Annotated in this window: 14 protein-coding genes and 1 tRNA gene; 12 read left to right on the top strand and 3 right to left on the bottom strand. The window is 43.9% G+C overall.

Going from position 1 to position 21,802, the window contains the following annotated elements:
• Window positions 1–14 precede the first annotated feature (14 nt).
• The 6 genes from DDR33_RS12910 (at window position 15) to DDR33_RS12885 (ending at window position 13,629) form a co-directional block, all read left to right on the top strand.
• Window positions 15–2,300 carry a GH92 family glycosyl hydrolase gene (locus tag DDR33_RS12910; RefSeq protein ID WP_109416218.1) on the top strand — a complete coding sequence of 762 codons (2,286 nt, stop codon included), beginning with the start codon at window positions 15–17 and terminating at the stop codon, window positions 2,298–2,300.
• A 101-nt stretch (window positions 2,301–2,401) separates the two neighbouring features.
• Window positions 2,402–5,062 carry a glycoside hydrolase family 2 protein gene (locus DDR33_RS12905; protein ID WP_238387793.1) on the top strand — a complete coding sequence of 887 codons (2,661 nt, stop codon included), beginning with the start codon at window positions 2,402–2,404 and terminating at the stop codon, window positions 5,060–5,062.
• 3 nt (window positions 5,063–5,065) lie between these two features.
• Window positions 5,066–7,423: a glycoside hydrolase family 3 N-terminal domain-containing protein gene (locus DDR33_RS12900; RefSeq protein WP_109416216.1), complete on the top strand. Its 2,358-nt coding sequence runs from the start codon at window positions 5,066–5,068 to the stop codon at window positions 7,421–7,423.
• Between the two features lie 185 nt (window positions 7,424–7,608).
• A complete protein-coding gene (locus DDR33_RS12895; protein WP_109416215.1) occupies window positions 7,609–9,684 on the top strand; it encodes a cation:proton antiporter in 2,076 nt (691 codons plus the stop codon).
• Window positions 9,685–9,705: 21 nt separating this feature from the next.
• Window positions 9,706–11,124, top strand: a complete 1,419-nt coding sequence (locus tag DDR33_RS12890) for an exonuclease domain-containing protein (protein ID WP_109416214.1) — start codon at window positions 9,706–9,708, stop codon at window positions 11,122–11,124.
• 24 nt (window positions 11,125–11,148) lie between these two features.
• Entirely contained in the window at window positions 11,149–13,629 is a 2,481-nt protein-coding gene (locus DDR33_RS12885) for a hybrid sensor histidine kinase/response regulator (protein ID WP_109416213.1), read from the top strand.
• Window positions 13,630–13,633: 4 nt separating this feature from the next.
• On the opposite strand, the gene DDR33_RS12880 is transcribed toward DDR33_RS12885, so the two are convergent.
• From DDR33_RS12880 to DDR33_RS12870, 3 genes are all read right to left on the bottom strand, one after another.
• On the bottom strand, window positions 13,634–14,962 hold the full coding sequence (locus tag DDR33_RS12880; protein ID WP_109416212.1) for a sigma-54-dependent transcriptional regulator: 1,329 nt from the start codon (window positions 14,960–14,962) through the stop codon (window positions 13,634–13,636).
• Window positions 14,963–15,072: 110 nt separating this feature from the next.
• Window positions 15,073–15,531 (bottom strand): ferritin-like domain-containing protein, encoded by a 459-nt coding sequence (locus DDR33_RS12875; RefSeq protein WP_109416211.1) that lies wholly within the window; start codon window positions 15,529–15,531, stop codon window positions 15,073–15,075.
• Between the two features lie 12 nt (window positions 15,532–15,543).
• Window positions 15,544–16,083 carry a YciE/YciF ferroxidase family protein gene (locus DDR33_RS12870; RefSeq protein ID WP_109416210.1) on the bottom strand — a complete coding sequence of 180 codons (540 nt, stop codon included), beginning with the start codon at window positions 16,081–16,083 and terminating at the stop codon, window positions 15,544–15,546.
• 250 nt (window positions 16,084–16,333) lie between these two features.
• Between DDR33_RS12870 and DDR33_RS12865 the strand changes: the two genes are divergently transcribed.
• The 6 genes from DDR33_RS12865 to DDR33_RS12840 all read left to right on the top strand — a co-directional run.
• Window positions 16,334–17,212, top strand: coding sequence for a response regulator (locus DDR33_RS12865; RefSeq protein WP_158280738.1), 879 nt, complete (start codon window positions 16,334–16,336; stop codon window positions 17,210–17,212).
• 146 nt (window positions 17,213–17,358) lie between these two features.
• Window positions 17,359–17,440: transfer RNA gene (locus DDR33_RS12860), tRNA-Leu, on the top strand.
• A 64-nt stretch (window positions 17,441–17,504) separates the two neighbouring features.
• Window positions 17,505–18,851: a trigger factor gene (gene tig / locus DDR33_RS12855; protein ID WP_109416208.1), complete on the top strand. Its 1,347-nt coding sequence runs from the start codon at window positions 17,505–17,507 to the stop codon at window positions 18,849–18,851.
• A 106-nt stretch (window positions 18,852–18,957) separates the two neighbouring features.
• Window positions 18,958–19,662 (top strand): ATP-dependent Clp endopeptidase proteolytic subunit ClpP, encoded by a 705-nt coding sequence (gene clpP, locus DDR33_RS12850; protein WP_109416207.1) that lies wholly within the window; start codon window positions 18,958–18,960, stop codon window positions 19,660–19,662.
• Window positions 19,655–20,896, top strand: a complete 1,242-nt coding sequence (gene clpX, locus DDR33_RS12845) for an ATP-dependent Clp protease ATP-binding subunit ClpX (protein WP_109416206.1) — start codon at window positions 19,655–19,657, stop codon at window positions 20,894–20,896. Before clpP ends, clpX begins: the two co-directional genes overlap by 8 nt.
• Window positions 20,897–20,946: 50 nt before the next feature.
• A partial coding sequence (locus DDR33_RS12840) for an AMP nucleosidase (protein WP_202913736.1) occupies window positions 20,947–21,802 on the top strand: 856 nt, incomplete at its 3' end.

Below are 21,802 nucleotides of genomic sequence, written 5' to 3'. Positions count from 1 at the left end.
ATAAAAGCCATATTATGCATAAATTATCAGATATTTTCAGGAAGAGTATTTTCTTTGTTCTAACTGGCCTGGTGGCAACGGGTGTTCTGGCACAGCAAAAACGGAAGCCCGGGGTGACACCGGATAAACCGGAGTGCCTTACCCGCTACGTAGATCCTTACATTGGAACCGGTTTCCACGGACATGTATTTCTTGGTGCGAATGTTCCATTCGGACTTGTACAGCTGGGGCCGGTGAACCTTTCAGAGGGCTGGGACTGGTGTTCGGGTTATCATTATTCAGACTCTACAATTGTTGGTTTTTCTCATACACATTTAAGCGGCACCGGAATCGGAGATCTCGGTGATATTGCGGTCATGCCGGTTACCGGTGATGTGCGGTTTTCAAAGGGAAACGTGGAAGATCCTAAAAGCGGGTTTGTCTCATTATTCTCTCATAAAGAGGAGAAGGCAAACCCGGGATACTATTCGGTACGTCTGAAAAGATATAATATAAAGGCTGAACTGACTGCAACAGCCCGTGTGGGCTTTCATCGCTATACATTCCCTCAATCAGATAATGCGGGTTTCGTCATAGATCTAAGGCAGGGCATTGGCTGGGACCTGGCGAAGGAGACTTACCTGGAGAAGGTAAATGATACCACTCTTGCCGGTTATCGTTTTTCGTCCGGCTGGGCAAGAGACCAGCGGATCTGGTTCAAAATGATCTTTTCAAAACCAATAAAGTCATTTTTGGTATCAGACAGCACTTCTGCTCAAACGGGGGACAGGTTTAAAGGGAAGTTCGTGTTCGGAAGGGTCAGCTTTGCGACGAAGCCCGGAGAAATCGTCAAGGTGAAGGTCGCCCTGTCTCCTGTTAGTGTTGAGAATGCCGCTGATAATATGAATGCGGAAGTACCCGGCTGGAATTTTGATAAGGTTGCAGAGGCTGCGGATACCGCCTGGAATAAAGAGCTGTCGAGAGCACTGGTTCATTCTGATGATCCTGCAAGGCTGCGTACTTTTTATACAGCGCTTTATCATACCATGATTGCTCCTTCTTATTTTAACGATCATAATAAAGACTATCTTGGTACGGATAAAAAGGTGTATAAAAACGCTTCTTTTAATAATCTGACTACGTTCTCTTTGTGGGATACCTACCGCGCTGCACATCCTCTCTTTACTATTCTTCATGGTGATAAGGTGAATGATATGATCAATACCATGCTCGCAATCTATCAGCAACAGGGGAAGTTGCCTGTATGGCACCTGATGGGCAACGAGACGGATTGTATGGTTGGCAATCCCGGAATTATAGTTGTGGCAGATGCTGTCATGAAGGGGTTTAAGGGATTTGATTCTAATCTGGCTTTTGAAGCAATGAAAAATTCTGCCATGCTGGATGAACGGGGGCTTAAGTATGTTAAAAGGTATGGATATATACCGGCTGACAGCACGGTTGAGTCGGTTGCGATGGGACTTGAATATGCTATTGCAGATTGGGGAATCGCACAGGTCGCGAAGAAATTGGGAAAACAGCAGGACTTTGCGTATTTCGATAAGAGAGGACGTTATTACCAGAACTACTTCGACAAGCAAGCCGGCTTCATGCGGGGAAGGATTTCGGATAATGAGTGGCGTGATCCTTTTAATCCTTTTGAATCTATTCACGGGAAGAATGATTATACCGAGGGAAATGCCTGGCAGTATACCTGGCTTGTACCTCAGGATCCATACGGACTGATCGGACTTCTTGGAGGAGAGGACCGCTTTTTGAAAAAGCTTGATTCTTTGTTTACGATCAAAGGGGATCTGGGCGCGCATGCGTCTCCAGATATCAGCGGGTTGATCGGTCAATATGCTCATGGCAATGAGCCGAGTCATCATATCGCTTATTTATATCATTATGCAGGAAAACCATGGAGGACTGCGGACAGGGTAAGATATATTCTCGATCATTTGTACACGGATAAGTTTGATGGTCTGTGCGGGAATGAGGATGTAGGGCAGATGTCGGCCTGGTATGTTCTTTCGGCTCTCGGGCTTTACCAGGTTAACCCAACGAACGGAGTTTTTGTAATTGGAAGCCCTGTGATGAATGATGCTACGCTGAATGTCGGGGAAGGAAAGTCTTTCAGGATAAGTGTGAAAAACAATTCAGTCTCCAATAAATATGTTCAAAGTATTGAGCTGAATGGTAAGCCTTATAGCAAGTCGTATATCCTGTATAGTGATATTGTGAAGGGTGGAACGATGTCTGTTGTAATGGGCAGTAAGCCGTCGGGGTGGGGGACTGGAAGGGGGGACAGACCTTTGTGAGTTAAAAGTGGAGAGTTAAAAGTTTAAAGTTAGGGATGGGGGAGTCTGGGTAAGGAGATGTGGGGTTGTGCGAGTGAGGGGATTGTTTATAAAGTATTTTTATGTTTAGAAAACCTGGTATTTTTAAGTATTTGATGCCTGTGCTGACTGGGCTGATGGTTGGTACGCTGGTTTACGGGCAAGACCGGTATGAACTGAATTCGGGCTGGAAGATGAGGCTCGCAGGGGAGGTAAAGGAGAGGGGAACGGCGATCTCTGCTGACACTTATCAACTGACCGGATGGAAACCTGCCGTGGTTCCGGGAACGGTTCTCGGGTCTATGCTGGAAAATAAGGAAGTACCTGATCCGTTCTGGGGAATGAACAATGAGAGGATTCCGGACATTTATCACACAGGAAGGGATTATTATACTTATTGGTTTGCGAAAGATTTTAAAGAAGGTTATCCGGGGGGCGGCAGACAGGTTTGGCTGACCTTCAGGGGTATTAACTATAGCTGTGAGATCTTCCTGAACGGGAAAAAGGTGAATGCAGAGCCTTTTAAAGGGATGTTTCTACGGAAGTCGTTTAATATTACGCGGCTTTTATCAAAGACGGGGAATAATCGTTTGGCGGTGATTGTATATCCTCCCGATCCTGTTGGAAACCCTAATGGCGGGCAGGGAGGAGATGGAATAATTGCCCGGAATGTATCGCATCAGTATGTTGCCGGATGGGACTGGATCAGACCTATTCGTGACCGCAACACGGGTATCTGGGATAAAGTTTATATCGAGCGAACCGGTACTGTGAATATAAAGGATCCGCATTTGGTGACGCGGGTTCCGGGAAAGAGGTTGCCGGAGGGCACACAAAGTCCGGCAATCATCAGGATGTCGGCGGAGGTGGAAAATACGTCTGACCGGGTGGTTGAAGGAGTACTTCAATATGTACTGGAAGGAAATAAAATATCCAAGAAGGTGAGTATCGCTGCGCGGCGAACAGTGCAGGTTGATTTACCAGGTCTGAACCTTAAGAGCCCCAGGTTGTGGTGGCCTGCGGGATATGGTCCTCAAAATCTTTATTCCACGGAGTTACAGTTTATTGAGAATGGCAGTGTGTCTGATAAGGAGGCGTTGAGTTTCGGCGTGAGAGAAATTCAGACGGACTGGAATCCGCTTACAAGAAGCAAGCAGATTTTGGTTAACGGGCAAAAGATATTTATTAAAGGAGGGAACTGGATTATTTCGGATGCTATGCTTCGCTTTTCTAAAGAACGGTATGATGCGGAGATCCGCTATCACCGGGATATGAACCTCAACCTGATCCGGATCTGGGGGGGAGCGCTGGTGGAACGGCCTGAGTTTTATGAAGCGTGTGACCGGTATGGTTTACTCGTATTGCAGGATTTCTGGATGTCGGGTGATTGTAACGGGCGCTGGCTGGATCCGATGAAAAAGGAGGATCAATGGACCCGTCGGAAATATCCGGATGACCATGGTTTGTTCCTTGAATCTGCGGCAGAAATGATCAAAATGGTTCGTAATCATCCGTCGCTTGCTATGTGGTGCGGGGGGAATGAGATCATGCCCCCTGACGATATCCTTGTCCCCTTAAGGGATTCTATTCTTCCCAAACTTGACGGCACCCGTTGGTTTATAGATTATTCTAATTCCGACGAGATGTCGTATAATTTTATCGGCGGAAACGGGGACGGCCCTTATACCATTCAGCCGGTCAGTTCATTCTGGGAAAAGAGGACCTGGCCTTTTAACTCAGAGGTTGGGTCTGTGGGAGTAGGAGATTATGAATCGCTTGAGCGATTTATTCCGAAAGAGAATATGAAAGTTCCTGTTCCTCGTCCTGGCCAGCAACCTTCGGAGGAAGCTGATTCTGTCTGGACGTATCATACTTATACCGGGGTTGGTTATGAACAGTCTATTGAACCTTACGGGAAGCCTGATGATATTCATGATTTCGCTATGAAGGCTCAGCTGGTAAATTATGATCAGTACCGGGGACTTATTGAGGGATTCAGTTCGCATATGTGGGACTGGTATACCGGTGTCATCATCTGGAAAACACAGAATCCATGGACGGCAATGAGGGGGCAGATGTATGATTATTACCTTGATCCCAATGCCTGCCTGTATGGGCTTCGTGCCGGGAGCCGGCCTTTAAACCTGATGTGCAATCCTGTTGACGGAACTGTTATGCTGGTGAACAATGGTTTTAAGCAACACAGGGACCTGATGGTGGTGATTAAATCATTCGATATGGCTGGAAAGGAGAAGCTTATTACCCAGGTTTTTGCCTATATGGAACCCTCGTCAGTAAAAAAGATCTTATCGGTGAAAAAAGAGCTGGATGAGATGGGTAAGGATGATGGCGCTTTTCTTTTATTGCAGGTGCTGGATAAGGATCAAAAAGTGCTTTGTGATAATTTTTACTGGTTTCCGGATCAGAATGGCAAATACTCGGGTCTTGGCAAGATGAAACAGGCAGCGGTGGTGACAGAAGTAAAAACTACAGGCAGGGGTAAGATAGAAGTGAAACTGAGAAATCCTTCACATAGTCCTGTTGCATTTTTTAACCGGATATCGGTGCTGGATCAGTCGACAGGCAAGCGGATTCTGCCGTCATTTTTTGACGATAATTATGTATCTGTTGTCCCCGGATCGGAGAAGACTATCCGCATTGACTATCCGGCATCTTCGACTATTGTACCTGTTGTTTCGGTAAAAGGCTGGAATGTGGCTGAACAAAAAATACCGGTGAAATAAGTTATGAAGAGATCGTTGTTGCTTTGTGTTTCCCTGTTTTTTTTCAGCATTGTTGTTCGCGGGCAAAGAAGCCCCCTGTACAAAGACGCCAAGGCTTCCGTAGAAAGCCGGGTCAGTGATCTTATCGGACGTATGACTCTTGAGGAGAAAGTTGGACAGCTTTCTGTTCTGCTGGGGTGGGAAATGTATGAAAAGCAGGGGGATAAAGTTTCTGTCAGCGATGTATACCGGAAGGCGCAGGCGGACCAGCATACCGGGATGTTATGGGCTACGTTGAGGGCTGATCCATGGACGAAGAAAACGCTGAAGACGGGACTGAACCCGTTCCTTGCAGCTAAGGCGACCAATGCCCTACAGAAATATGCCGTGGAAAAAACACGTTTGGGTATTCCTCTTCTGCTTGCAGAAGAGTGTCCGCATGGTCATATGGCAATCGGTACAACTGTGTTTCCTACATCGATAGGTCAGAGCAGTACCTGGAATCCTGAACTAATAAAACGGATGGCTGAAGTTATTGCTTCGGAGGCGAGACTCCAGGGGGCTCATATCGGATACGGACCTGTCCTGGACCTGGCACGCGAACCGCGATGGTCGCGTGTGGAGGAAACGTATGGAGAAGACCCTGTCTTGAATGGCGCAATGGGAGAGGCGATGGTTCAGGGGTTTCAGGGAAGCGACCTCAAGTCGGGGAAGAACGTGGTTGCTACCCTGAAGCATTTTGCTGTATATGGAGTACCCGAGGGTGGGCATAATGGTGGAAGCGTGACCGTTGGAGAGAGAGAGCTTCATCAAGCGTATCTGCCGCCGTTTAAGCGGGCTGTAAAGGCAGGAGCCTTGTCTGTTATGACCGCTTATAATTCGGTAGACGGGATACCCTGTTCTTCTAATCCTGTATTGCTGAAAGATATTTTGCGTGCAGATTGGGGATTCAACGGATTTGTAGTATCTGATCTGGGTAGCATTTCAGGACTAGTAAATAACCACCAGGTGGCGGCTACAGCCGCTGACGCAGCGTCTCTGGCTATCAATGCGGGATTGGATGCTGATTTAAGCGGTTATGGGTATGGAAGTGCATTGGCTGACGCGGTGAAGAAAGGAAAAGTAAGTCAGGCGGTGCTGGATACCGCTTTGGCAAGAGTGCTCAGGATAAAATTTGAGATGGGCTTGTTTGAAAACCCGTATGTTGATCCGGCAAAAGCAGCAAGAGAGGTTGGAAAAGCTGCAAATGTTGAAATGGCCAGGAAGGTTGCACAAGAGTCCCTGATCCTTTTGAAAAATGAAAATAACCTGTTGCCACTTAAGAAAGATGTGAAAAGTATTGCCGTGATTGGTCCGAATGCTGATAATATATATAACCAGCTTGGTGATTATACAGCACCCCAGTCTGATCAGGCCATTGTGACTGTACTGAAAGGGATCAGAGCCAGGGTAGGAAAAACAGTAAGTGTACGCTATGTGAAAGGCTGTGCTATAAGAGATACAACAATAGATGAAATTGCAAAGGCTGCGGAAGCTGCCAGGAACGCTGAGGTAGCAGTGGTTGTGCTAGGCGGATCAAGTGCCAGAGACTTTAAAACGGAATACCAGAGCACTGGGGCTGCTAAAGTTACTGCATCGGACGTTAAGGTGAGTGACATGGAAAGCGGGGAAGGGTTCGACCGGTCTTCTCTTGACTTAATGGGCAGACAACTTCAACTTTTGAAGGCAGTGGTTAAAACAGGAACTCCGGTAGTGCTGGTGTTGATTAAAGGACGGCCTCTTAATATTAACTGGGCAGCAAGTAATGTACCGGCTATTCTGGATGCCTGGTATCCGGGGCAGGAGGGAGGGAATGCGATTGCTGATGTCTTGTTTGGTGATTATAACCCAGCCGGGCGACTACCCGTATCTGTGCCGAAGTCTGTTGGGCAATTGCCGGTGTATTACAATCAGAAGAAACCAACTCCCCATGATTATGTAGAAGTAGATTCTAAACCGCTTTATTGCTTTGGATATGGATTGAGCTATTCCAGTTTCGGGTATTCGGGTTTGTCAATAGAAAAGAGCGGAAGCAATAACAGCCTTGCAGTTAGAGTAAGATGCAGGATCCGAAACAGCAGTTCGAAAGATGGAGATGAAGTGGTGCAGTTGTATTTAAGGGATCATGTAAGTTCGGTGGTCACTCCTTTGAAGCAACTGAAGAGGTTTAAACGGGTGCACCTGAAAGCAGGCGAACAAAAAGACCTGAGTTTTGATTTAAACACGGAAGATTTTATGTTGCTGAACTCAGAAATGAAGTGGGTAACCGAGCCCGGAGAATTTACCGTCATGATCGGAGCTTCTTCTGAAGATATAAGGTTACAGAGAGTTCTGGAGCTTTAAGATCCGATGTCAACTGGAGATGCCCGGTCCGTTTTTAGAACTGCGGCTTAAGTTGCGGACATCTTAGATGCGTTTTTGCCTTTACTATTATTTACTACCTTTACGGATAGCTTATAAAAACTGGTATGCTGCTAAGGCATTTCAGCATCTTTAAAAGTGTGAATTTTCCGTAAGGAAGCTAGCTTATGAGTAATAGTGTCGTTAATCATCTTCTGTCTGAATTTCAACTCCCTTTAAAAAGTCCAGTCCTTGTATTTTCCGTGATTCTTTTTATTATCCTGCTGGCTCCTTTGATCCTGGGGAAGATAAAGGTGCCCGGTATTATAGGATTCATCGTATCTGGAATCGTGATAGGGCCTAACGGATTTAATGTACTGGAGAAAAATTCTGCAGTTAATCTTTTTTCCACCATCGGGCTCCTCTACATCATGTTTATCGCCGGATTGGAGCTTGATATGAATGAGTTCAGGAAGAAAAAGTATAAGAGTTTTGCATTTGGCTTTTTCACCTTTATTATACCACTGATGCTGGGATTGCCAGTATGTTATTATCTTCTTGGCTTCTCCTGGTCTACATCTATTCTGACAGCGAGCATGTTTGCTACTCATACCCTGGTAGCTTATCCGGTAGTTACGCGTTACGGCGTATCAAGAAATGAGGCTGTGGCAATAACTGTAGGGGGAACGATCCTTACTGATACTGCTGTGCTGATTATTCTGGCTGTGATCATGGGATCAAGTGAGGGATCGTTGAATTACCAGTTCTGGATTCAACTGGTTCTTTCGCTGGCCCTTTTTTCTGTAATCATGTTCCTGTTCATACCGAAGATAACCAAGTGGTTTTTTACCAGACTTGAGAGTGAGAAGACATCTCACTATATCTTCGTCCTCTCGGTTGTGTTTTTTGCTGCTTTCCTGGCGCAGCTCGCAGGGGTTGAGCCTATTATCGGGGCTTTTGTTGCGGGGTTGGCTCTTAACCGGCTCATTCCGTCCTCTTCTTCATTAATGAATAGAATAGAATTCACTGGTAATGCCCTGTTTATTCCGTTCTTCCTGATCAGTGTCGGGATGATTGTAGATCTAAGAGTGTTGCTGGAAGGGCCGGAGGCGTTAATTGTTGCCGGAGCGCTGACTACAGTAGCAATTTCAAGTAAATGGCTTGCTTCTGTGCTGACAGGTGCGGTGTTCAAATACACGAAAGCTCAATCTCTGCTGATATTTGGTTTGAGCAGTGCCCACGCCGCTGCTACGCTGGCAATTATTCTGGTAGGATATAATGCAGGAATTATCGATAAAAGCATTCTTAATGGTACCATCATTCTTATTCTTGCAACATGTATTGTTGCGTCGTTTGCTACAGAGCATGCTGCTAAAAAAATCATGGCTACAGAGGAAGAATATTTGCCGGAGAATACAGACCTGGAAGAACCGGAGAATATTCTTGTACCGATAGCCAATTTTGATAAGCTGGAAGCGATGCTTGATCTGGCTGTGCTGCTGAAGGAAAAGGGTTCTGCAAATCCTATAAGGCTTTTATCTGTAGTTCATAATAACGAAGATGCCGAGAATAATCTGAGACTTGCCCGCAAGAGGCTGGACGGTTTACTGCATTATGCAGCGGCGGCAGAAGCCGGCATCGACGTGATCACCACCATTGATTATAATGCAGCAAGCGGTGTGATCCGCACAGCGAGAGAGAAGGGAGCCACCATTATTATGTCGGGCTGGCCGCGGAAGACGACTTTTCTGAATAAGTTTATGGGGGACAAAACGGAAACCATTATAGAAGGTACAGATAAGAACCTGTTTATTTGTCATTTGACGAGACCGATTGCGGTGCATGACAGGATCGTCCTTTTATGTCCCCCCCTGTCTGAATCGGAAGCTGGTTTTTCTGTGTGGTTATCAAAAGTTTGCCTTTTGGCTAAAGAACTCTCAGCCCCGGTTTATTGCTATTGTAATCTGAAGACCCAGGCGGCTGTAACAAGTTTCCTGGATGAAAGAAAGATTACGGCGCATTTTAACTTTGCGGATCAGTTTGATCTGGAAGATACAGATGCAATAAAGAGCCGGCTTAAACCTGATGATCTTCTCGTTTTTGTTGCGGCAAGAAAAGAATCACAATCTTACCAGAAAGCATTTGACGGATTGCAGACCAAACTGGAACGTTATTTGGGATCGGTGACCAAGATCCTTGTCTACCCAAAGGTGAGTGTTTATTCGTACGAGGACACTCCCCTGGGCTCGATAGGAGAGTTGTAAGCTTATATTTATCTTTGTAAGATGTATGCAATAGTGGATATTGAGACAACGGGAGGGCATGCATCTGCCAACGGTATCACTGAAATTGCCGTTTTAATACATGACGGTAATCATGTTGTGCGCCATTATGAGACCCTGATCAATCCGGGGATCCCAGTTCCTGTTTATATTCGCGCTCTTACCGGAATTCATGACGGGATGCTTGCGGACGCCCCTGAATTTAAAGATGTTGCATCCGAAATTTATGAACTGCTCTGTGACAAAATATTCGTTGCCCATAATGTCAATTTTGACTATTCATTTTTGAAACATCATCTTTCGTTATATGGGTTCGATCTTCAATGTAAGAAGCTTTGCACTGTCCGTCTGTGCCGGAAGATTTTTCCGGGATTATCTTCTTACAGTCTGGGGAAGCTTTGTTCTCATCTTAATATTCTGAATGACAGCAGACACCGGGCAGCCGGGGACGCAAAGGCCACAGCTACGCTTTTTACACTTTTGTTGCAGAAGGATAGTAGTGGTTATGTCAACCTGCTGCTTAATGGTAAGCTGAAAGAACAACAGTTGCCTCCGGGCCTTTGCAGAGATGATATTGATGCATTGCCCTCTACGCCGGGTGTTTATTATTTTAAAGACAGTAAAGGACGTGTGATCTATGTCGGGAAAGCGGTTAATATTAAAAAGCGTGTGGTGTCGCATTTTACCGGCAACAATCCCGGAAGGCAAAGGCAGGAGTTCCTGAAAAATATATGTTCTGTAAGTTATGAGCCATGTGGTACCGAGCTGATGGCCTTTATTCTGGAAGCGATTGAGATTAAACGCTTATGGCCTTCCAATAACCGGGCGATGAAGCGTTATGAACAGCTCTATGGTTTGTATAGCTATGAAGATCAGAGAGGATATTCGCGACTGATGATTGACAAACGGCGGAAGAACTCCTTTCCTTTATTTTCTTTCAATAGCCTTAGCGAGGGAAGAAATATCCTGATGTCTCTGGTTAGAAAGTTTGAGTTGTGCCCTAAGCTATGTTTCATTCAGGTGAACAATGATCCGTGTACCGGCATATCGAACCATTATTGCCGGGGAGTGTGTGAAGGAAATGAGTTATATGAAGATTACAATGCGAGGGTTGCAGAGTCGATTTCTTATCTAAAGGTCTCTTCACCGTCGTTTTTACTGGTTGATAAAGGGCGGAATAATGATGAAAAGGGTGTTATTCTGATGGAGCAGGGGAATCTTTACGGAATGGGGTATGTGCCTTCTGCTCATCCTGTTACAGACTTAGGGGCTGTTAAAGTACTTCTGAATCCTTGTCCGTCGAATGACTACATCAGGAATTTAATCCTTGATCATGCTTCAAGATTTCCATGGAAGGTAGTTTCGAAGAGTAAGGAGGAAGCAATCGCCGTTTCAAACATTCAGCCGGAGTTTTTAGTTTAGGGATATACCGGGAAAAGGAAAAAAATGGCAAATCCTGAAAGTAGTACTTATACCAATACGATCAAGAGAAAGGTCATTATCGCTTTTGGTGTTGGTCTCGTTGCGTTAATTCTGGCCTGGGCGGTAAGTAAGGTGGCGTTTAATGAAATGCTTTCTACTGTTCAAAGTATTTCAGCGCCGGACAAGAAACTTACTCTTGTGAATAATCTTTTTCGTGATATCACCAGACTGGACCAGGTGCAGCGTTCGCAGGCTTTCAGGAATAAATCTGTTTCTTCCAGGGCCTTTCTTAGAGAATCTGATTCACTGAGGGCCAGCCTGGATTCCCTTAAAAAACTCTATCATTCAGATTCTTCCCAGATTCAGCGTATTGAAGAAATCAGAGGGCTGCTTGCTGAGCGGGACCGCTTATTTATCAGTTATCTTAAGGTGAGGGAAGGACTGGTAAATGGAAAAGATTTTACAACCCAGCTTAGTTCTCTTAACGACCTTATTGGTAAAAGTTCTACGGAGATAGACAGCACGGTTGTAACAACAGAGCAGAAGTTCTCTACTACTACTGTTGTACCCGAAGGTGAAAATAAAAAGGACAAAGACCGGGGATTCTTTAACAAGCTCTTCGGGAGAAAGAAGAATGACAAGGAGCAGCAGGTTGTAAAAGAAGAGGTCAGCATAACGGTTGATACGGTTGCACATGCCAGTTCTGACAGCGTGATCCAGGCGATGGAGAAGGCTGTGAAGACCATTGAAAAGAAGCAGAGGCAACGCAGTTCTATATTTATAAACCGGGAGATTGAGCTGTCAAATGCGGGAAATATTTTAATCAACCAAATGTTAATCGTTCTCCAGGAGGTGGAAAAGGAGGCTATACGGCAGGTTGATCTTAACAATGGGAGAGCTACAGATGTAGTGAACAGAAGTGCCAGAAGCATTGAGCTGATTATGATCGGTTTTATATTGGTGACTGCTTTTTTTGCTTACCTTATTCTTACGGATATCAGCAGAAGCAACGTATATCGTGAAGAACTTGAAACTGCCAGGGATGAAGCAGAATATCACAGTACTGCAAAACAACGATTCCTGTCGAGCATGAGTCATGAAATCCGCACTCCGCTTCAATCCATTATCGGCTATGCGGAGCAGGTGAGAGGGCAGGAAAAACCAGACAGGAAGGATCTGGATGCCATTTATCATTCGTCTGTGCATCTGCTTCATATCGTGAATGAGGTTCTGGACTATAGCAGGATCACTTCAGGTAAGTTTAAATTTACAAGGAGCACATTCAGTATCTCAAGGTTGCTTGATGAAGTGATGATGGTAATGCGCCCCCAGGCCGAAAGAAAGTTGCTGCGTTTAGTTTTAGTAAAAGAGATTTCGGACGTAGATTTTATTATAGGAGATCCTTTCAGGCTGAAACAGATTTTATTTAACCTACTGGGAAACGCGATTAAGTTTACCCGGGATGGCGAGGTATCTTTAACTGTACATAACCGCGGCGTCAAAAGGAAGCAGTTTTTTACTTTTGAAGTACGGGATACCGGCAGGGGGATAAAAGATGAGGACTTAAAAAAGATCTTTAATGAATTTGAGCAGGGCGAGGAGCCGGTGTCTGTTAATGCCAATGGTACGGGACTCGGTCTGAGCATTGTAAGAGCTTTGACTGAAGGCCAGGGCGGTACTGTGGAAGCAAGCAGTGAAGCGGGTAAGGGGTCGTGTTTTACTGTGAAACTAAAGTATGTGGCTGTGAAGGAGACTGGTAAGAAGGCTGAAGGGATGAAGCCCGGGCATGATGAGTTCGAGGGACTTGTGTGGATTGTAGATGATGATGAATTTATCCTGCAATTGTGTTGTTCTTTGTTTGATAAGCATCATATCAGACACAACTGTTTTCGATTGCCGGAAGATATTCTGAACGAGGAGCCGCCGGAAGATCTGCAAGTGGTTTTAATGGATATGAGAATGCCTCAGATGAACGGTTCAGAACTGTGCGGACTTTTGAGGAAAAAACTAAAAAACCATGTGAAGATCTATGCCCTTACTGCTCAGGCTCTGCCTGAAGAGCGGGCGAAGATCCTGGAATACGGGTTTGATGGACTGCTGATGAAGCCCTTTCGTGAATTTGAGCTGATTGGTCTTTTGAGCCCAGGAAGTAATAAGATTCCGGCAGAAAAAGATGAAGTTAAGAATGCGAAAGCCGAACGGAGCGTGATAGAGAAAATGGCTTTTGGTGACCAGGATCTGATCGCCAGAATCATTCAGCGTTTTGAACAGGATACAAGTCTGGATATCCTTCAATTGAAAGAAGCGATAAAAAAGGATGAAATAGAAGAGGTATCCTTACTGTTGCACAGGATTGCAGGCCGGACAGCTCAGGTAGGAGCTAAAGATCTTGCTGCTAAATTCAGAGCTGAAGAAATAAATTTGAATAATAACCCTATACTCGACAATGCTTTGAAAGGAAGAATTGCCGGGTATACGGAAGAACTTGATTCCCTCAGGCTTTGAAAGCTTATTCTATCTGGTATTTTTCTATTTTATTGTAAAGGGTTGTGCGATCTATGTTAAGCAGTTTGGCTGCCTGCGATTTGTTGTATTTCACTTTCCTGAGAGTCTCAATGATCAGCTCTTTTTCGTTTGCCTCGTTGATCGCTTTAAGATCAGAACCAGACGGTTTTGAAACCTGATTAACGGAGCTTATCATTTCGTCCGGCAGAGCTTCTACTCCTGCTTCTTCTCCTTTTGTGAGCAGCACCATCCTTTTAATCACGTTTTTAAGTTCCCGCAGGTTTCCCGGCCAGTCGTATTTCATTAGAATTCCGCTCACTTCGGGTGAAAGCCGTTTAACATTCCGGTCGAGTTCTGTGTTAGCGAGGTCAATAAAATGCTTTATAAATATAGAGAGATCGTTTTCCCGGTTCCTGAGCGCCGGGACCTGGATTTTAAACTCATTCAGGCGGTGATAAAGATCTTCACGGAAATCCCCTTTGCTGACTGCGCTTAACAAATCTTCATTGGTAGCAGTGATGATCCGTACATCTACTTTTATCCGGTTGTTGCTGCCAAGCGGCTGAATGACCCTTTCCTGTATGGCCCTTAATAGTTGAACCTGAACATCGTAGCTGAGATTGCCAACTTCATCAAGGAAAAGCGTTCCGCCGTTTGCTGCTTCAAACTGGCCTTTTTTGTCCTGCAGGGCTCCGGTGAAAGCGCCTTTTATGTGCCCGAATAATTCACTCGCTGCAAGATCTTTGGATAAAGATCCGCAGTCGATAGCGATAAACGGCTGATCCGTTCTTTTACTCGCCTTATGAATCGAACTGGCTACATATTCTTTCCCCGTTCCACTTTCCCCCTGGATGATGATCGTCATATCAGTAGGGGCAACGAGTCCGATATATTCGTGAAGTTTCCTGGATGCTTCGCTTTCTCCTTCTATAAACGGAGATGGCGAGCTTTTTCGTTTAGGTTGAGCCGGCTCTTTCTCTTCGAGAGCTTCGTTCAGAATCATGCTGAGTTCATCTGGGTTCACCGGCTTAGTGATGTAATCGAACGCTCCTGATCTCATTGCCCTCACTGCAGTTCTTACATCATTAAAGCTGGTCATGATAACTGCCGGAACTTGTTGTCCTTTTTCTCCGGCGGCAGACAATACCTGGAGTCCATTTCCATCAGGAAGACGATAATCAAGCAAGAGAAGATCGAATTGTTTCTGTTCGAGTGCTTTTATACCACTCTTAACATCATATTTAGCTACAATCTTATGCCCTTTTTTTTGTAAATAGTTTTCAAGGATCAGGGAAAATGTTGTATCGTCTTCAACCAGTAAGATATCGGCCATATTAGAAAAGGGGCTATTATACCCCGTGACAAAAATAAGAAAAGCTGAATATTAATCGGGATTAGCCGAAAAAAATGGGGGCATAAAGTATGCACCCCATTTCCGAATTTTTAAGCAGCATAGCGCTGCTGAAGTGACTCAATATTCTTTAGGCAGTCTCTGACACCGTTTAATTGTACGAGCAGGATTTCCCTGACCTCTGTCTGAAGTTCCGGATCTTCCAGCGCTTTTGAATAAGACTCTACTGCTGCTTTTTCACCCGTAACACAAGCTTCCAGTATGGCTTTGTTATCGTTGGCGGTCAGCATTGTCTTGATCTCCATCCAGGCCCTGTGAAGAACGCCCAGCGGGCCTCCGATCTCATTATCCGGATCGGCGTTGCACTGATGAATACACTTCTTTAACTCCATCTCAAAACCTGCCCGCTGGATTGAGTAGGTTGAGAAGAGTGCTTTGAGTTCATCTGAGTCAGAATTTTGAGCAGCAGTTTTATATCCTTCTTTTCCATCATTACATATAGAAAGAAGATGTTTTAAATTGGCTACTGTTCTTTCATTCGTGTTTTCCATATAATTTTCAGGCTATTCTTTTTCGCTACCTGCAGATTCGTTAACAAAGCTTTCAGCGATTTGTGTTAACTTCACATCTGTGTTCTTTTCTTCGTTCAGTGTTTGCTCAAGAAGATTTGCAGCCTCTGTAAGTCCAAGGGTATTAGCGAGGGTGCGAAGAGTGCCATAAGACGCTATTTCGTAGTGCTCTATTTTTTGCGCAGAAGAGATAATAGCCGCATCTCGGGTCATACTTCCGGTTTCGGTTTCTTCCAGCATGGTTTTGCCTTCTTCAACGAGCCCTTCCATGGCTTCGCATTTTTTACCCGCAGCTTTTACTCCCAGTATTTCGAAGACCTGTTCGAGTCTGGCTATCTGATTTTCCGTTTCGGTTAAATGCTGCTCAATAGATGTCCTCAACTCTTCAGAAGTAGCTCCTTTTGCCATCTTCGGCAGTGCTTTTGCCAGGTGTTTTTCAGCCCAATAGATGTCTTTTAGTTCATCTTTAAACAGGTTTTTTAACCCTGACTCTTCCATTTGCATGTTGCTTGTCTTTGATTCTTGTTTTTTCATGGTATTTAGTTTTAAGGTTGTTTTACGTTTTAACAGGGGAGGTGATAAAGAGTTTTTGTAAAGTGTAACTTGATTTTTGAAACCTTTTTAACAGGCAAAAACGTATACAGGACTGAGCGTTGTGCGGCGGTTTAATGCCGGAATAATGATTAGATACCAGGCGTTTGTCGATTAATAGCTTTTTTTAGCCGTAAATTGACTTATGTCATAGTATTCATGAATAGCAAAGACTAAATTTGATACGATGAACATGATGAAGGTTTTGTTGGTCTGTGAAAAGACAGAAGATGTTCTTTTACTTGAGACATTATTAAAACGCGATAATGTTGAACTGGTGAAAACCTCCAGCGTTGCCGAGGCTCTTAAAGTTTGTTCGGAGGACAGTATTGCTATTGCCGTTGTGGATCTTGAGATGGCTGAAATGACCGATCTGTCGGTTGTTAAAAATATTAATAGTGTCAGTTATTTGAAGGATATGTCCTTTATATTTCTGACTACGAATCTGATTGGTTCGCGCAATACGTTTAACCGGTTTTCTGTTGGCAGGGTTGATTATTTATATAAGCCTTTAAATCCGGATATCGTCAATGCTAAATTTGATCTTTTTCTTTCATTAGTGAGGCTTAAGAATGAGCTGGAACAGCAAAAGGCAGAGGCTGGCAGGGTTCAAAATGAACTTACGCTTCTGAAGGACAGGTGTGTTCCGGAGAGGAAGAGTGTTCGGAAGGAGCTTAGTAAGTTTGAAAATCTACGTATACTGGTTGCGGAAGATAATTCCATCAGCCAGTTTATGATAAAAAAAGTATTGTCTTCCTGGAACATTGATGTAGATATAGCAGATAACGGCGAGATGGTGCTTGCTAAAGTAAGTGAGAATAAATACGATCTGATCCTGATGGATACCTATATGCCTGTGATGGGTGGATTTGAAGCGACCAGGATAATAAGATCGCAGCAGACAGATGAAATTAATAGGATTCCGATCATTTCACTGACGGCGTCTATCCTGGAAGAAGAGAGAACTGAAGCGCTGAGATCCGGAGCTGACGAAGTTCTTACCAAGCCCTTTGATCCGGAAATTCTGCATAGCCGGATAGTAAAATATACGCGAATAGGCGGTATTGCATAATGAATTTAACTTTTCCCTCTTTTTTTGATAACTGCATCTTTCAGATAAACAATGAGATATGTTTTTTATTTAATCTTTTGGAAAAAAAATATTGGAAGATATGCGAGGAAAACGTACTTTTGCATTCCAAATTAATTAATCCTAATGCGGAAGTGGCGTAATTGGTAGCCGCACCAGACTTAGGATCTGGCGCCGAGAGGCGTGGGGGTTCGAGTCCCTTCTTCCGCACTTAATTCCCTCCGCAGAGCGGGGGGAATTTTTGTATAGAGCTAAATGAATTAAATGTCGCAAAATGAATATCACACAAGAGAAAATCGATAACCTGAACACTGTAGTTAAAGTAAGTATTAAACCTGAAGACTACCGCGATAGGGTTGAGAAGGCTATTAAGGTCCAGGCGAAGAAGGCAAAACTTCCTGGTTTCAGACCCGGTATGGTGCCGTCTGCACATATTAAAAAGATGTACGGCAAAAGTATACTGGTTGATGAGATAAATAACCTCCTGAACGATTCTCTTACAAACTATATTACTGAAAGTAAACTCGATGTTCTTGGGCAGCCGCTTCCTAAAGTAGATGAAAGTAAAGAGTTTAACTGGGATTACAATGACGATTTCGAGTTTGATTACGAGATTGGGCTTGCTCCTGAGTTCGAACTGGATTTCTCTTCGGCTGATAAGCTTGTTTATTACAATATCCAGGCAGATGAAGAAACACTTCAATCAAGGATTAAAAACCTGAGAAAAAGTTATGGCAAAATGTCAAATCCGGAAGTTTCGTCAGATGACGATGTTCTTTATGCCCAGTTGGCGCAGTTATCTCCGGATGGCTCTGTTTTTGAAGATGGAATAAACAGCACAGCTTCTGTGAGACTCGACCAGATAAAGGACGAAGAGATCAAGAAGTCGTTAACCGGTCTTAAAAAGGATGATGTTGTTGAATTAGATGTTCAGAAAGCATTTGATGGTGATGCATTTCAGATTTCGAAGCTTCTGAATATTTCTGAAGAGGACGCCCGTGAGCTTAAATCGAAATTCAGCCTTACTGTAAAAAATGTTAACAGGCTGGAAGAAGCTGATTTGGATCAGGAGTTTTTCGACAAGCTGTTTGGTGCTGGTGTGGTGACAAGTGAGGAAGAGTTTGTAGAGAAAATCCGCGCGGAAATCGAATCTATGATGGCTCAGAATGCAGACCAGAAACTGCATAATGATATTGTAAAATTCGGACTTGAAAAGTTTCAGCTTGAGCTCCCTGATGATTTTCTGAAACGCTGGCTGAAGGCTACTAATCAGAATTTGACGGATGATGAGCTGGAAAAAGGGTACGATGATTTTGCGCGTAATTTGAGATGGACTCTCATTGAAAACAAAGTTATCACTGCAAATAGCCTGGAAATTAAGTATGAAGACGTCTTTGAAACGGCAAAACAAAGATTAGATGCTCAGTTCAAGATGTATAGTCCTCAGGCTCTTCCTGAAGATCAGTTGGCACAGTATACTGTTCAGTTTTTACAGAACAAGGAAAATGCAAACAAGATCTTTGAAGAGGTGAAGACTGCGAAAGTCCTTGATTTCCTGAAAACTGTTGTTACATTAGATAAGCAGGACATAGAATATAGCAAGTTTCTGGAACTGAATTAAAAGATATTGGTTATAAGTGGTACTTATGCCATTAATCTTTTACAGAATTATTACCGGCATTGTACATGAATTAAATTAACTTAGTAACCACATAACTTTTAATCGAATGAATATTGATAAAAACGAATTTCGTAAATACGCAGTTAAACATCATCGCATCGGCAGTCAGCATGTAGATAGTTTCATTGCCAGGGTAGAAAAAAACGCTCTTCCTATGTCAATGACTCCTTATATTATCGAGGAGCGCCAGCTTAATGTTGCGCAGATGGATGTTTTCTCGAGGTTGATGATGGACAGAATTATCTTCCTTGGGGATGCGATTTATGATAGTAATGCGAACATCATTCAGGCTCAGTTGTTGTTTCTTCAGTCGACTGATGCGAAACGCGATATTCAGATTTATGTGAACTCTCCAGGAGGGTCGGTGTATGCCGGCTTAGGAATATATGATACCATGCAATATATTTCGCCGGATGTTGCAACAATCTGTACAGGTATGGCTGCTTCAATGGCTGCTGTTCTACTTTGCGCGGGAGCTGCCGGTAAAAGAGCCGCATTATCTCATTCAAGAGTAATGATTCATCAACCTCTTGGAGGAGTGCAGGGGCAGGCATCTGACATCGAGATTACAGCCCGCGAGATTTTAAAGCTGAAGAGAGAGCTTTACGATATTATTTCAAGTCACTCGGGACAGGAATATCAGAAAGTTCACGATGCTTCGGACAGGGACTATTGGATGATTGCAAGTGAAGCTAAGGAATTCGGAATGATTGATGAAGTCCTTGGGGAAAACAAAGTAAACAATGAGTAAAAGTTCAAAGGATATAAAATGCTCTTTCTGCGGTTCAGGTAAGCAGGATACACTGATGCTTATAGCAGGGCTTGATGCACACATATGTGATAAATGTGTTGCCCAGGCTAATCAGATTCTTGCGGAGGAACTGTCTACCAGAAAGAGTAAAACTGCTCATTCGGCGCTTACACTGATGAAGCCGCTTGAGATAAAGAGTCATCTCGACCAGTATGTAATAGGTCAGGATGATGCTAAAAAGGTTTTATCTGTTGCTGTTTACAACCACTATAAGAGATTAAACCAGAAGATTGAGAAAGACGAGGTTGAGATTGAGAAGTCTAATATCATCATGGTTGGGGAAACAGGAACGGGAAAGACCTTACTGGCTAAAACTATAGCAAAAATCCTTCATGTTCCTTTTTGTATCTGTGATGCAACTGTGCTTACAGAGGCCGGATATGTAGGAGAGGATGTTGAGAGTATTTTGACCAGGCTTCTTCAGGCGGCTGATTATGATGTAGCAGCAGCTGAGAGGGGGATCGTCTATATCGATGAGGTTGATAAGATTGCAAGGAAGAGCGATAATCCATCTATTACAAGGGATGTATCGGGTGAAGGTGTGCAGCAGGCGCTTCTTAAGATCCTGGAAGGAACTATTGTGAATGTTCCGCCTCAGGGGGGGCGCAAGCATCCTGATCAAAAGATGATAGCAGTGAACACGAATAATATTCTGTTTATCTGTGGCGGAGCTTTTGATGGAATTGAGAAAAAGATTGCTAACCGTCTGAGAACTCAAACTGTTGGTTACAAGGTAAAGAAGGATGATGTCAATATAGATCTTAAGAACCTGTACAAGTACATCACTCCCCAGGATCTTCGGTCTTTCGGATTAATTCCGGAGCTTATAGGTCGTCTGCCAGTAATTACACATTTGAACCCGCTGGACCGGGCTGCTTTGCTGAATATTTTGACAGAACCTAAAAATTCACTCGTCAGACAATACAAGAAGCTGTTTGAGTACGAGACGATACAACTCGAGTTTGAAAAAGAAGTGCTTGAGTTTATAGTGGACAAGGCCATGGAGTTTAAGCTTGGTGCAAGGGGACTCCGTTCCATATGTGAAGCTATCATGATTGACGCAATGTTTGAGCTGCCGTCGGACAAGCCGCAAGGGAAGGAGTTGTTTATCACACTCGACTATGCGGTTGAAAAGTTCGCAAAGTCGGATATTAAAAAACTTAAAGTTGCATAACAAGAGCCCCGAAGAGATTCGGGGTTTTTTGTATATAAAAGTTTATAATTATGAATGAAGAAAAGGAAATAAAGAAAGATCCTGAAGTGGTAGAACAGGCAAAGAAGATAAAAGAGGTGGAAACACCGGTAAAAAAAGGCTTGAAGACCAAAGAGGAGATCGTTACTAACTGGCTTCCGAGATATACAGGAAGACCGCTAAATCAGTTTACGGAATTTATTATCCTGACTAACTTTTCTAAGTATTTGCAGCTTTTTTCTGAGTGGCATGATAATGCTCCGATAATGGGGCTTGATAAACCTATGCAGAGTGTTTCGGCTGCCGGGATCACCATTATCAATTTTGGGATGGGAAGTCCCCTGGCGGCTACTATGATGGATCTGCTTAGCGCCATTCAGCCAAAGGCTGTGCTTTTTCTTGGAAAATGCGGAGGGTTAAAGAAGAAAAACAGTATAGGTGATCTGATCCTTCCGATAGCAGCAATAAGAGGTGAGGGTACATCTAATGATTACCTGCCTGCTGAAGTACCTGCGCTGCCGGCGTTCGCCCTGCAAAAAGCGATCTCTACAACTATCAGGGATCATTCCAGGGACTACTGGACTGGTACGGTTTATACAACAAACCGTCGCGTATGGGAGCATGATAAAGAATTCAAGAGATATCTGAAGTCACTAAGAGCAATGGCTGTGGACATGGAAACGGCTACGATCTTTACTACAGGATTTGCTAATAAGATCCCTACAGGAGCACTGCTGCTGGTATCGGATCAACCAATGATCCCGGAAGGTGTTAAGACAGCTGAAAGTGATTCAAAAGTTACAGAAAAATTTGTGGAAACTCATCTTCGGATAGGTATTGATTCACTGGAACAGCTTATTAATAATGGGCTTACTGTGAAGCACCTTA

It is taken from the genome of Pararcticibacter amylolyticus (genome assembly GCF_003130405.1).
Taxonomy (GTDB): Bacteria; Bacteroidota; Bacteroidia; order Sphingobacteriales; family Sphingobacteriaceae; genus Arcticibacter; species Arcticibacter amylolyticus.
Note: the sequence above shows the minus strand (reverse complement) of the source record. Positions and strands in the feature narration are given on the sequence as shown.